The sequence below is a fragment of the Paenibacillus sp. B46(2026) genome, assembly GCF_056786355.1.
Map to the genome: position 1 here is coordinate 2,320,140 of NZ_CM165907.1, position 14,435 is coordinate 2,334,574.

The window sequence follows — 14,435 nt, forward strand, 5'->3', positions numbered from 1 at the left end:
TTGATCTTCATATCAACCATGGAACCAGCCTTAGGAGGTTATTGCCGCGTCCCTTTTGTTTTGAAACCAAAACGTCTACAATAGATGGAGCTTTGTGTTTAAGGGTTATATAGTATACATGGTATGAATCACGACATAGAGGAGAGTGAACATAATGAATGGACAACAACGTGTAAATATTAAGCCAGGTCTGGAAGTGGACATTGTGCTGAAGCAGGATCAATCTACAGGTAAGCTGACACGTGGCATTGTGAAGGATCTGTTAACCAAGTCACCTACGCATCCACATGGAATCAAAGTACGACTGACGAGCGGTCAAGTGGGACGTGTGAAACAGGTCATTACAGGAGGCTCGAACTAACTGTGGCCCAAGGCGGGGAGATGAGTACTACCGCAGAAGTAATGGCACATCTGGCTACGGGAAATGAACGTCAGCAGGACGCATATCATGTGTTACAGAGCAGTGGATTGCTCGATATATTAGCTGACTATCACCCATATCCAGCAGGAACGGTACCCATTGATATTGATGTTCCGGGCAGTGATCTGGATCTGCTGTGTTATGCAGAGGATCTGGATGTTTTTGAAGCCGACATACACAATCGAATCGGAGTCGTTGCTGAGTTTCAATGTGTACGTGGTGGGGATCTTCCGGACCAACGTCCTTATGTGACTTTTAATTTGCAAGTGGGACATTGGCCAGTGGAGATTTTTGCCCAATCCGTGCCGATCAACAGGCAGAATGCATACCTGCATATGATCGTGGAGTGGAGATTATTACAACTGTGGGGAGACGCCGGACATCGTGAGATTCGCAGACTGAAACGGGCAGGGTGGAAGACGGAGCCTGCTTTCGCTTCTGTACTTGGGTTACAGGGAGATCCATATGTGGACATGCTGCAATTGGCAGAGATGAAGCGTGAAGATCTCTGGAACTGGGCACGTTCACGCACGTCTTTTTAAACGGTTTAGCATAACCTTTGGTCAGATCAGAAAGATGGCTACAATCGTCGTTACCGCGAGTCCCAGCAGTACAGGCTTCAGGTTGCGTCTTGCCAGTTCAAAAGGACTGACTCCGCAGATTGCAGCAGCAGGGATCAATGCCCATGGAATCAAGGTTCCGCCACCTACCCATATGGCTGCAACCTGACCGAGTGCTGTCAGCACAGGGGCTGAATCTGCCGACCCTGCGAACATGGACGCAATCGAGCCAACCAGGGAAATCCCTGAGAATCCCGAACCATCCATCCCCGTGACCGCTCCGGTCACCGTCATCGTAATGGCTCCCACCGTATCATTCAGTGGCACCAGTCCAGCAAGTGCAACCCCGAGATCATTCACAATCCCGTGTGAACCTTCAGGTAGAGGATTGTGGAACAACTCCGTAATCGCAGCATCCCCCAGATAAAAGAACGCGGCTATCGGAATAACCGGGCCGAATACCTTGAAACCGAACTGAAATCCCTCTATTAAATAGTTGGTCGTTTCCTCCGGTCCGGCATGACAATGTGCGGCAAGGGTAACAGCGATCAGGATGACCACAGCAGTCCCGCCAATCAGAGCTGTTGCGTCACCACCTTGCAGTTTCAATACAAACATCAGAATCACATCAACTGCAAATAACAGAGGGATAAGCAGAGCGGAGGATGAAGGTTCCGTGCCCACTGTACCTGATTTCATCTCAGAAGGCCGTAAGTTTGGGAGCCCCCTGAATGATATAATCTCCCGACAGTGCAATTCCATGTCCGAACAGGTTCATGGCAATGGCAGCTCCAATCGGAGGAAGACCTACACGCACGGCTACAGGAAGCAGTACTGCACCAACGAGTGCTACGGCCGGGGATGGCCAGAAAAATAGTGATACGACCATCATGATCAATCCGATACCCCAATACGCGACCTGAGGAGAACGGATAAACCGGGTGACAGGTGTTACCATGACCTCATTAATGCCTGTTCTGATCAGAACACGGCTCATCGCCACAATAATCGAGATGATGAAGATCGTGCTGAGCAATTCTTTTGTGGCATAGATAAAACTGTTGAAGATTCCAGCGACTGACCCGCTCAAGGTTTCCGTTGCCAGAAGTCCAATGGTCATAATACCCGCGACACAGATGATAGTGGTGTCCCTGCGCCGGATCATTACGGCGATGATCAAGATAATAAATGCCAGATAGACATAGTGTAACGCAGTGAGTTGAATATTCATCGAACAGGCCTCCCTACATCCTGGTGACTAACCCGAGGAGTGATATATCGTATGCATGTCAAGATCGGGCGTTCGTGGAGTCCGGGGCTTGCCGCAGCATTTATTTAAGGGAGAGGCTTCTGAACTATAATTGAAGGATTTTTTTTACAACTGGAGAATGTATTACAACAGAAGTATATTATCCGAATTTGGAGCGGATGGAAGTCACCAGAAGTGATGGATGCAGGTCACGAGACCGCATAGACAATGGCAAGCAGGGGTGACTACAATAAACTAAACATGCCATCATAAGGAAGAAATCAGAAAAAAGTACTCTATGTTAAATGAAAAGGGCGGGAATCCTTAATCCATGAATGTGATCCGTTCACTTCGTTTTAAATTTATTGTGGGTCTTACATTGATCATGCTGCCATTATTCATGCTGCTCTATTACAACAACGTTTACGCCATGAAAGTCGTACGTGACAAGGTATCTCTCACCAATATGAATCATCTCGCCAAGAGTGTGGAGCAGAATGAACGTGTATTGCAGGAGACGAATCGGTATCTATACAGTCTGGGGGAGCGGGACCCGGATATTATCTCTCTGTTTTTTCTGGAATACGGCAGTGGCGATTATATCATTGCAAAGCAACGGATTATGAACAAATTCATGACAGATATCGGTTTTTATAATCTAATCGATTCTTTTTTTCTATATGATGCCGTGAATGATGATCTGCTGCTCGCCACTTCAGGCAATTATGATGTCAAAAAGTCGGTTGTGCAGGAGAGTATGCCAGTCCAGATGCAGCAATTGGAAGGAGATATCCAGAAGCCGGAATGGAGCATTGTGCGGGGCGGGACGTGGAATGCGCTGGTGAAAACGGTGCGAATCAACCAGCAGTTCTATGCAGGTGCACTTGTTGATATGAATGAACTGAATCATACACAACAATTCACTGAATCCGGAGATCGGGGAGGCGCGGTCATTGTTGGGACAGACGGCGGGGCACTATCGGATTCTACATTAAATACTGCACAGATTCAGCTGGCTGCAGCGCATCTTCCCGGCCTGAAGAATCCGTATCAGGTTATCTCTGAAGTTGTGAACAAGGGAGAAGCACGTCAATATTTGATGTTGGGTATTGCCTCGGCCATGTCCGAGATGAATTATATCGTGCTGCTGCCTGAGGAAGACATGATGCGTAACCTTCCGTTTTTCCAGCAGATCATTCGTCTGCTTCCCATTGGTGCGGCAGTAATTCTGGTTACGGCACTGATCTTTCTGCGTCATCTGTTATTCCGCCCGATGAACTCATTGATCCGAGGCATGAGAAGGGTGAGCCGTGGAGATCTCGATGTGAAGCTGGAGCCACCCTCTTCCTCGGAACTTGAATTTATGACACGAAGTTTCAATCAGATGACCAGCGAGATCCGGCATCTGAAGATTGACGTGTATGAGGAACAATTGCGGACGCGAGAGGCGGAGTTCAAACAACTGCAGATGCAAATCAATCCTCACTTTTACCTGAATTCACTCAATATCATTCATAGTCTGGCTTCCTTGCAAAAGCATGAGCTGGTGCAACAGATGGCTGGCCATCTGGCAGATTATTTCAGATTCAGCCTGCGTGCAGGCAAACGTGTTATTCGTCTGGATGAAGAGCTGGAACACATTCGTCATTATTTGGAAATTCAGAAGCTAAGGTTTCCAAGCCGATTGGATTTTGAACTGGACATCGAACCGGATCTGGGACAGTATGTGATTCCGCCATTAACCATTCAGCCCTTTGTGGAGAATGCCATTATTCATGGATTTCAGCGCCGAACGAAATCATTTGTCATTCGCATCGTGGCGTGCCATGGGAAGAAGTTATCGGGTCAAGTCGATGAGAAGGTGCTTCAGCTTATGATTGTGGATAATGGTATCGGATTTGATGAGGAACTGCTGGAGCGTCTGCAGCAGGGACAATACGCTGAAGATCCGGGTGGACAGCATATCGGTATATGGAACGTAGCTCACCGGCTGTTAGTGAAATATGGTGATCAAGCCAGTTTGCAGTTCAGAAATGAGGCGGATAACGGCGCCGCAGTCATCATTGATTTACCCGCTCAGACCGAAGAGGAAGAAGGGGGAGCCCATGCGGAACCTGTTGATCGTGGATGATGAAGTATATGCATTACAAGCGATGGTGGAAGGCGTTGACTGGCGGGCAGCTGGCATTGATCAGGTATTCAGTGCTTGTGATGCTGAAGAAGCAAGAAAGGTCCTGAAGGCAAGTGCTATCGATATCATCATCTGTGATATTGAGATGCCTGGTGAAACAGGGCTTGACCTGCAGAGCTGGGTATTGAAGCATGATCCAGGCATGTTGACCATTTTCCTGACAGGCCATGCTTTGTTTGATTATGCTCAGACCGCAATTAAGTTAAACAGCTTTGATTATGTATTAAAGCCGGCTCCGGCGGATCAATTGATCAAGGTGGTAACCCAAGCGGTAGAGAAGATCAAGGATGGAGAGCAGCGTACCCGTACCAACGAAGTTTATGAGACCGTATACAAACGGTGGAAAACCCACAAACCACTACTGACAGAACGTTTCTGGAAAGATGCCATCTCTCAACGTATCACGTTAACCAAGCAACGACTGCAGGAGCTCGCAGAATTGTATGGTGCCGAGATTGATCCGCAGGCTCGTGTGCTACCTGTTGTGATTTCGGTAGAGGAATGGGTGCGAGAATTTGATTTGCGTGACGAAGAGGTATTGGAGTATGCCCTTCGTAATGCAGCGAGAGAAATGTTGCTAGGCGACAAGCCGGGTGAGGTGTTTCAGGATCATAGTGGATTGAACATTGTGCTTGCTTACGAGCAAGACGGCATCGTACCGAGTGCGAGCGAAGTGGCACAACGTTGTCAGGGGTATATTCGGGAATGTGGTACGTATTTTTACTGCCGGTTGTCCTGTTATGTCGGGGTCCCGGTTGCTGTAACGGAGCTGCAAGGCATGTTAAATGAACTCATGGATATGGAGCGGCGCAATATTAAGGAGCTTGAAGAAGTCTTTGTCTATGATGAGCAGGGAAGAGATCAGGAAGATCGCTTTTTGCCTATTCCTTGGTTTTCAGAATTATCTATACTGTTTGAGACGGGTAAAGTTGGGGATTTGCGCGAACGTGTGGATGAGATTTTCGAGTTACTCGCTGCTCAGGAGGGATTGTCTCCTGAAATGCTGCGTCTCTACTATCATGCGATGCTGCATGTGGTCTATCCGTTGCTTCATCAGAAAAATGTGTCCATACGCACTCTGTATCCAGGTGAACGGGAGCCGGAAGAAAGTGTGGTGACAAGGTCGTTGCCGCAGTTGAAGCAGTGGACGTCTGATCTCATTGATCGTGTTATCCCGGTGTTGTACCCGGACGATCACAGCCCCATGACCATTGTGGATCAGTTGTGCGTTTATATTGAAACTCATATTGGCGAAGAACTCATGCGAGAGGAGCTTGCAGCTTTTGCCGGATTCAATCCTGCCTACCTGTCCCGTTTGTTTCGGAAGGAGAAGGGGATGTCCTTGTCCGAGTTTATCCTGCAAGGCAGAGTAGCCAAAGCGAAGACTTTGCTGTCCCAGTCCACTGTCAAGGTGACGGATATCGCTGGCAAAGTGGGGTACTACAATTACTCGCATTTCACCAAAATGTTCAAAAAGTGCACAGGTATTACGCCACAGGAGTTCCGCAAACAGTCACGTACCGTATAACTTAGGGCGCAGCAATGCTGCGTCTTTTGTTTTTTTGGTACTAGGACGTGTCTTAAAGTCATAATTTGATAAGTCAACAGGTCACCACAGCAGATAGAGGTCTCACTCGCCCCGCCGTATACTTGAACCACAGGAGCCGCAACGGAGCTTCATCCTGAGGAAGAATTCAAGAGGAGTGAGGGAGAACAAGTTATGAAGACACAACCCCAGGCGGGTAAGGGAGTACGGATATCGGAAATAACGGGAGGAACAGTTCCAAAACGCAAGTCTGTGTGGCACAATTTTGGCAAATTCAAGGTGCTGTATCTCATGTTCTTGCCAGGGGTCCTGTTTCTGCTGGTGAATAACTATATGCCGATGTTCGGCGTTCTGATCGCATTCAAAAATGTAAACTATGCTGATGGTATTTGGGGTAGTCCATGGAGTGGATGGGACAATTTTAAATATTTGTTCTCCACCAGTGATGCATGGGAAATTACCCGGAATACACTTGCGTACAACACCGTGTTTATTGCACTCAATCTCTTTGTAGGTGTCGGGCTTGCTATTCTGCTTAATGAAGTGAAGAACAAGGCGATGTCCAAGCTGTATCAATCGCTCATGCTATTGCCGTATTTCCTGTCCATGATTGTGGTCAGTTACCTGGTACTGGCTTTCCTGGGCAAGGACTCAGGCTTCATGAACTCAACGATCCTGCCGATGTTCGGCGGTCAGCCGATCGACTGGTATTCCGAGCCGAAGTATTGGCCGTATATTTTGCCACTGGTAAACACATGGAAGAATATCGGTTATTATGCCGTCATCTATCTGGCAGCTGTCGTGGGTATCGATGAAGAATATTATGAAGCTGCTGTGCTCGATGGAGCAACCAAATGGCACCAGATACGCTTCATCACGGTTCCGTTTCTCGTTCCGTTGATCGTCATTATGACGTTATTGCAAATAGGCCGTATATTCTATGCAGACTTCAGTCTGTTCTACCAGGTTCCACTGGAATCGGGAGCACTGTTCCCTGTAACGAATGTACTGGATACCTATGTATATCGAACGTTCCTTATCGGTGGAGATATCGGGATGTCATCCGCAGCGGGTCTATACCAAGCGGTCGTCGGATTCGTACTGGTTCTTGTATCCAATACCATCGTTAGGCGGATGGATAAAGATAATGCATTATTTTGAGAGGAGGCAAGTCAGCTGTGAAATCACGTGATCCACTAGCCGTATCCAAGCGTTCCGCATCCGTTATTCATGCGATGTTTTTATTCTACGCCATTGCCTGTATCGTGCCGATCCTGCTTGTCTTCGCCATCTCATTCTCGGACGAGACAACAGTTATTGCGAATGGGTATAAGCTTATTCCAGAGAAGTTCAGCCTAACGGCTTATGAGTTCCTCTTCAGAGATATGGATCAGATTCTTCATTCGTACGGTATATCCTTTATCGTTACCGTGGTAGGTACCATTACAAGTGTGGCGTTGACTGCACTGTATGCGTATCCACTCTCGAGGAGAGATTTGCCTTACCGAGGCTGGTTCGCCTTTTTCATCTTCTTCACGATGTTGTTCAATGGGGGTCTGGTACCTTGGTATCTGGTCTATGTGAACGTATTGGATCTGAAGAATTCCATACTGGCACTCATCATGCCGCTACTGCTATCTCCATTCTTCGTACTGGTCATGCGTACATTCTTCGCGAATTCCATACCCGTATCCATTCTGGAATCGGCTCGGATTGATGGTGCAGGGGAATTGAGAACGTTTACACGTATCGTGCTTCCGCTCTCCCTTCCGGTAATGGCAACCGTCGCGTTGTTCAGTACACTGAATTACTGGAATGACTGGTACCTTAGCATGATTTTTATATCAGATAACCGGACGATCAGCCTTCAGTATCTTATGTACCGGACGCTGCTCGATATTCAATATTTAACAACCAACTCCAACGTCTCTTCACAGATTTCGTCGCAGGGTGGATTGCTGAATCTGCCTAACAAAACTCTGCAAATGGCGATGGCTGTGGTCGGTATTGGTCCAATTGTACTGGCATATCCGTTCTTCCAGCGTTATTTCATCAAAGGTCTTACGGTTGGCGCTGTGAAGGGATAACTCTGAACCGGTTAGCGGAGTGGGCAAGGTAAATGAAGATGGACTGAAAGGGCATATACAGAAGTAGTTATCGGTTTAATTGTGAATTGGGGAATTCGGTTGTATGGTTCAACACATGACAGGAGGGGTTCAATTGGTTAGATCATTAAAGGTATGGTCACGCATGATGGCAACGGTTATGGCGCTGAGCCTGGTGCTGGCAGCTTGCTCATCAGACAAAGGTGGAACAACAACACCTGGAGCCGAAGGCGGAGGAGCAAGTGAGGGTGGGGGCAAGCCCTATGAAGTGACGCTGTTCTACCCAGGGACACCACAGAAGGATGTCGCTCTGGTGGAAGCTGAGATCAACAAGAAGATGGAACCGAAGATTGGGGCCACACTCAAGATCAATGCCATTGACTGGGGACAGTGGGATAACAAGCTGAATCTGATGATCTCTTCGGGTGAAAAATCGGACATTATCTTCACAGCAGCTTGGCAGAACTACACGGTGAATGTAGCCAAAGGCGCTTTCTTGCCACTGAATGATCTGCTTGATGCACATGGTCAAGATATCAAGAAAAACCTGGACCCTGCCTTTCTGGAAGGTTCCCAGGTGGACGGCGTGAACTATGGTGTTCCTACGAATAAAGAACTTGCTGCCACACGTGGCGTGCTGGTACGCAAAGATCTGGCTGACAAGTATAAACTGGACCTGACAGCTGTTAAGACATGGGCTGATCTGGAGCCCCTGCTCAAAACAATCAAGGAAAACGAGCCAGGCATTACACCGTTCTATATGTCCAACACCAATGGTAACGGGTTGCTGGAGAATCTGGATTGGGATTATCTTGGTGATGCTTCCGTACCTGGAGTAATCTCCAAAACAGCAGGCGGAACAACGGTTCTGAATGAAGTGGAGACTCCTGAATTCAAGGAAGCGGCTGAACTCGCTCGCAAGTGGTATCAAGCGGGATATATCAACAGTGATGCTGCTACATCGAATGTGTTCCCGAAAGACCAGGCGAAGGCTGGAAAAGCGTTTCTCTGGACGGATGGCATGAAACCAGGCAAGGATAAAGAAGAAGAAGGGTATGTGGGTTTCCCACTGACTCAGATTGAGATGACACAGCCGACAATTACGACGGGTGATGCATCTGGAGCAATGCTCGCGATCTCCCGTTCTTCGGAGCAACCGGAAAAAGCGATGCAGGTCATTAACTTGCTGCATTCCGACAAGGAAATTAACAATCTGCTGAACTTCGGAATTGAAGGTACACATTATGTGAAAAAAGACGGACAGGATAATATCATTGCTCTCCCTGAAGGCGTTGATGCCAACAGTCGTACCTACAATCCAGGTGCACAATGGCAACTGGGTAACCAATTCCTGAACTTCCTCTGGGATAATGAAGATCCACAGAAATGGGAGAAGTTCAAAGAGTTTAACGCCAAAGGTGTGAAGTCTCCAGCACTGGGCTTTACATTCAACAGTCAATCTGTCAAAAATGAAATTGCGGCGGTCAACAACGTGAACAAACAGTTCAAGCCGGGTATGACATCGGGCGCCGTTGATCCAAATGAGATGATTCCGAAATATCTGGAGAAATTGAAAGCAGCGGGAATTGATAAAATTATTGCAGCCAAACAGGAACAACTCGATGCATTCTTGTCTAAGCAATAAATGATCGTCATCCATGACAGAGAGACCTGTGTTATTACAAGCTCTTGTCAGCGGTGAAAATGGAGGACGTTTTCGGTGAACAACCGAAGACGTTCTTTTTATTGTTGTTTTTTGGATTTGGATTGTTAATCATAAATAGGAAAAATATGATACAATAAGGTGGTTGATTAGGGGGTGTTCGTGTGTCGAGAATCAGACTTGTGTTCTCAGGGGCTTTATTGCTATTTGCTATCATCTTTACATTTAACCATCATCTTGGTTTTTCTGTTGGAGATACCATGCTGTCAGCAATAGGTATATCACCGTATACTACATCATATTTAAGTGGTGTACATATCACACTTTTCCTGGGGATGGGGATCTTCGCTTGCGGCTTTTACCTTACACGCAAAGAAATCGGGAAATCATTCCCCGGTCTTGCAAAAGGGTTATGGATCGTAGTTATCGCTATCATTCTCAGTTATTCGTACATGACGGATAAATTCATGTATATAGCCAAGTGGGGAGCTACAGGCATTAATGCGGTATCCTATGTACAGAATGCAAGCTCTTGTACCTTTAACGTGCTGAAAACGGGTGAGACCCGAGCCACCTGTGACCTGACACTCAAAAATTACGGCAGAGATTCCGTATCCGCCGTGTTAATGCCTGATCTCGCACGAAGTTATAAGTTTAAGGACGATCCACTGTTGGAAGCCTTGCAGTCTGTTCAGTTAAGGCCGGTACATGTTGAGATTGAACCCCATGGAACGTTTACAGGCAAGTTGGAGTTTTACGGGAAAGCGGAATCCCCTCTGTTCGTCAATGGAAAACTTATGGATATTGTGCTGGATGTAGGCGTGGATGGAGCGAATACGGTATTTGATTATGATATTCCATAGTTGATATTTTTATAGTAAAAAAGAATAATTACATAAACAGAAGTGGAATAAGGTTTGAGTAGAATAAAAAGATCAAAGGCATATACTGAAATTAGAGAGAGCTGGCTAATCGCTGGCTCTTTTTGTGCGTGGAAGTTGCAATTAGTGCAGAAATATTGGTTTTATCTCCTTCCCCCTTGAATTGGTAACGCTTACGCTAGATAATGAATCGGTTTGTCTCAAAAAAATAGTTTGTCTTTAGCGCTTACATCATTACAATTAATGTCACGACAAATTTAGACAAGGTGAGATGAAAAGATGTCATATCGAACAAACCTGTTTTCCAAAATGGTCATTCTTATTCTGATTATGCTGATTCCTGTAGTGCTTCTGTACTGGTACTCCAATCACAAAACAACAGCTGTTCTCAGAGACGAGTTGAATCGATCAAATAGTAACCAGCTTGAATTTTTCCAAAATCAAGTGAACACACACATCGAACTGTTATCCTCATGGCCGAATCTGCTCATACATGATCCTGATATTGGCAGCTTCCGGCGAATCTATGCGGACAGTAACTACTTTGATCTGGATGCGATCAACCTGGTCAAACGTATTCAGAATAAGCTGAGTATTCAGGAAAGTTCATCCAATTGGGCTACAAAGTTATATCTGTATTCTCCTTCGCTGGGAAGGGTGGTTTCCGAAAGGGACGCACGTTCTTACGATAAAGAAGCGCTAAGGGAAAATATCATTTCCGGCTGGGATGTACGCAAAATTCAGGATGGGGAAGATGATCGGTTCATGTTTAGCTGGATTACGGTATCTCCATACGGTATTAAAGACCCAGCTAATAATGCGGAAACGATTATTAAACTGGAGTTTGATAGTGATAACATTCGGGATATGCTGGACAAATTCAAGGACGATGGCAGGCATGACCCCTTCTATTTCCGTGAAGAATCGGGGGTTATCTATAATCGGACTTCAGATCGTTCATTAACGAATCAGTTGATGGAAGAACTGTCCGCCCACAAACTTCAGGACGTTGATAATCGTACAGTAGTGATCGGGAACGAGCCTTACATGGTCAACACTGTGAAATCCAGTACAACAGGCTGGTATTTGGTGGACTACATGCCCCTGTCAGATATTCTGAAGCCCATTCATCAATCCAATATGTTGTTCTATTCTTCCATGATTTGTTTGTTGTTAATGAGTTTTGGTGTGGCGTATTTGTTCTATGTTCAGGTGCAGGTACCAGTGAAACAACTCATTCGCGGGTTCCAGCGGTTGAAGCAGGAGGATTATTCCGTGAGGATTAAGCCGAAGGGCCGCAATGAATTCAGTTTCCTGTCCGAACGTTTCAACTTGATGGTGGAGCAGATCCAGCAGTTATTTGAACACGTTTATCTGGAACAGATTCATGTGCGTGAAGCCCGGTTGAAGCAGCTGCAATCGCAGATTAACCCGCACTTCTTCTATAATTGTTTCTCCTTCATTACGAGTATGGCGAAGCTCAAGCGTATGGACGCTGTTGTAGCGATGTCGCATAATCTCTCGCGATATTATCGGTATACGACAAGACAGGAGCGGGACGTGGTACCGTTGACAGAAGAGATTGAATTTGTCAGCTGTTATCTGGAGATCCAACGGATGCGTATGGACCGAATTCATTACAAGCTTGATCTGTCCGATGAGATGTTAAGACAGGAGGTACCGCCACTCATCGTGCAACCACTAGTGGAGAATGCGGTGATTCACGGTATCGAAGCGGACGCGGAGGCCGGAGAAATAAGAGTATCCGGGGAAAAACAGGGCGGTGTCATGGTTCTTGTGGTAGAAGATGATGGGCAAGGCATGACGCAGGAGGCACGTGAGGCGCTTCTGAGTAAGCTCAGGGGAACGATGGATCAGGAGATGGGCTGTGGCCTGTGGAATGTGAATCAGAGACTCCAGCTTCGATATGGGGAGCAGGCTGGGCTGGATATAACGGAATCGGAACTTGGTGGATTACGCGTTACGCTGTCATGGCCTGCCGAGCAGGAGTTTCTTCTGGAGAATGAAGGATAAGCACCTGGAATGTGTAGCGCATAATGAACGATGGAATCCATTGGCAGAATGAACAAAATAGGGAGTGAATCACTTGATTGATATATTACTGGTAGATGATGAGACATACGTAACAGAAAGTCTGGAACTTACGATCCCTTGGGGAGAGCTTGGAGTAACGACCGTGCTCCGTGCCGCATCCGCTAAGGAAGCGTTGGAAATTATGGAGGAAAATGCAGTAGATATCGTAGTTACCGATATTCGAATGCCTGGCATGTCGGGACTGGATCTCATTGCAGAGGTAAGCAAACGCTGGTCTCATATCCGCTGTATCTTGCTGACCGGTCACAGTGATTTTACTTATGCGAAGAAAGCTATTCAATTGCAGGCAGCGGATTATATCCTGAAACCCGTAAACGATGATGAATTTATGAGTTCCGTATCGGCAGCCATCACGTCTCTTCGCGATGAATGGGATGAATTCGATAAATATCACCGGCTTTTATACAGCCGGAAGTCTGACTATAAAATTTTACGGGAAAATCTCATGCATGATCTGCTGCTGGGACGTGAGATCACTGCGCGGGCACTTCGGGAACAACTGCAACAATATGAGATTCATATTGATCCGGAACAATCGGCTGTGATGATGCTGATTCGCCTTACAGGACGTTTCTCATCAATGGACCAGCAGTCTCTGGATCTGATGGATTTTGCGGTAGGTAATATTGCAGAGGAAGTACTCGGAGAACAATTTAACGTGTGGTTTGGTCGCGGACCCCATGAGTGTCTGGTTATGTTCTTGCAGAATCAAGATCAGATCGAAGCTCCGCAGATGGACTTGGAGACGTTGAGAATCTCAGCTGAAACTTTCCGTGAGCATGTCATTCGATATTTACAGGGAGATCTGTCCATGGTAGTTACACCGTCATTTCCCTTTAATGAGTTGACAGCAGCTTATCGAAAAAGTCTGGGTTCGCTTGTCCTTTCTGGACCGGAAGAACACAAGATTATATATATGGACATGGATCAGGCACTCAGCAAAAGACCGGAGAATGATGCGACGCAGGCGCTCGAAGAGCTGTACAAACCGCCTGTACTTCCACAATTGCTTGAGACCAAGCAATGGGAAGCGGCAGCGCGTAAGCTGAACACGGTCTTTGACGCGGCAGAACAGGTACGATTGTCCAGAGAACATGTGTATGAGATGTATCTGTCGGTAACCAATGCATTTATGTATATCGCCCATAAACAGGGGCATCTGGTGCATGAGATTGATCATGCGGGATTCGACTTGCTCCTTGCTCATCAGTTGATCCAATCCCCCGAGAAGCTGCGGCGCTGGGCAACCGAGATGCTGGCGAAGCTTCAGGAAGAGTTGTCCGATCAGGAAGGTGTGCAGAGCCGCAGACATGTGATCAAGCAGGTTCAGGAGCTGGTGACAAGAGATACAGGACAGGATCTGTCGGTGAAGATGATCGCGGACAAAGTATATTTACACCCCGTATATCTATCGAAAATTTACAAGGCAGAGACTGGGGAAGGTCTTGGGGACTACATGATTCGTATGCGCATGGAGCGTGCTCTGTATCTGCTTAAGAATAGCAACAAAAAAATATATGAGATTACGAGTGAGCTTGGTTATCAAAATCCGCAATATTTCAGCAAAATGTTCAAAAAGCATTATGGTATGACACCAAATGAATTTCGGGATCAGGCATAATTACAACAACATTCCAGAATATAGGTTGGCAAAGGTGCAGAAATCTTGATTTCGTATCATAGGCTCAAAGGCCTGGTCAGCCT

10 protein-coding genes and 1 pseudogene are annotated in these 14,435 nt (G+C 46.6%); 10 read left to right on the top strand and 1 reads right to left on the bottom strand.

Annotation, left to right across the window (positions count from 1 at the left end):
• The first annotated feature begins 154 nt into the window (after positions 1-154).
• Both AC1S8V_RS10665 and AC1S8V_RS10670 read left to right on the top strand, forming a co-directional pair.
• Positions 155-361, top strand: coding sequence for a YwbE family protein (locus AC1S8V_RS10665; RefSeq protein ID WP_482073577.1), 207 nt, complete (start codon positions 155-157; stop codon positions 359-361).
• A 20-nt stretch (positions 362-381) separates the two neighbouring features.
• Positions 382-963, top strand: coding sequence for a DUF4269 domain-containing protein (locus AC1S8V_RS10670; protein ID WP_482073578.1), 582 nt, complete (start codon positions 382-384; stop codon positions 961-963).
• Between the two features lie 21 nt (positions 964-984).
• On the opposite strand, the pseudogene AC1S8V_RS10675 reads toward AC1S8V_RS10670, so the two are convergent.
• Positions 985-2,212, bottom strand: a pseudogene (locus AC1S8V_RS10675) (hypothetical protein).
• Positions 2,213-2,561: 349 nt separating this feature from the next.
• Here AC1S8V_RS10675 and AC1S8V_RS10680 point away from each other — a divergent pair.
• The 8 genes from AC1S8V_RS10680 (at position 2,562) to AC1S8V_RS10715 (ending at position 14,352) form a co-directional block, all read left to right on the top strand.
• Positions 2,562-4,361 carry a sensor histidine kinase gene (locus AC1S8V_RS10680; protein WP_482073579.1) on the top strand — a complete coding sequence of 600 codons (1,800 nt, stop codon included), beginning with the start codon at positions 2,562-2,564 and terminating at the stop codon, positions 4,359-4,361.
• Positions 4,336-5,949, top strand: a complete 1,614-nt coding sequence (locus AC1S8V_RS10685; protein WP_482073580.1) for a response regulator transcription factor — start codon at positions 4,336-4,338, stop codon at positions 5,947-5,949. The genes AC1S8V_RS10680 and AC1S8V_RS10685 overlap by 26 nt, the downstream gene beginning before the upstream one ends.
• 192 nt (positions 5,950-6,141) lie before the next feature.
• On the top strand, positions 6,142-7,128 hold the full coding sequence (locus AC1S8V_RS10690) for an ABC transporter permease (RefSeq protein WP_482073581.1): 987 nt from the start codon (positions 6,142-6,144) through the stop codon (positions 7,126-7,128).
• Positions 7,129-7,145: 17 nt separating this feature from the next.
• The gene (locus AC1S8V_RS10695; RefSeq protein ID WP_076330510.1) at positions 7,146-8,054 is read left to right on the top strand and encodes a carbohydrate ABC transporter permease; all 909 of its coding nucleotides are present in this window, start codon (positions 7,146-7,148) and stop codon (positions 8,052-8,054) included.
• A 133-nt stretch (positions 8,055-8,187) separates the two neighbouring features.
• Positions 8,188-9,717 carry an ABC transporter substrate-binding protein gene (locus AC1S8V_RS10700; protein ID WP_482073582.1) on the top strand — a complete coding sequence of 510 codons (1,530 nt, stop codon included), beginning with the start codon at positions 8,188-8,190 and terminating at the stop codon, positions 9,715-9,717.
• Between the two features lie 182 nt (positions 9,718-9,899).
• Positions 9,900-10,598 (top strand): hypothetical protein, encoded by a 699-nt coding sequence (locus AC1S8V_RS10705; protein WP_076208979.1) that lies wholly within the window; start codon positions 9,900-9,902, stop codon positions 10,596-10,598.
• Between the two features lie 297 nt (positions 10,599-10,895).
• Positions 10,896-12,650: a sensor histidine kinase gene (locus AC1S8V_RS10710; protein WP_482073583.1), complete on the top strand. Its 1,755-nt coding sequence runs from the start codon at positions 10,896-10,898 to the stop codon at positions 12,648-12,650.
• Between the two features lie 73 nt (positions 12,651-12,723).
• On the top strand, positions 12,724-14,352 hold the full coding sequence (locus AC1S8V_RS10715) for a response regulator (protein WP_482073584.1): 1,629 nt from the start codon (positions 12,724-12,726) through the stop codon (positions 14,350-14,352).
• Positions 14,353-14,435 lie beyond the last annotated feature (83 nt).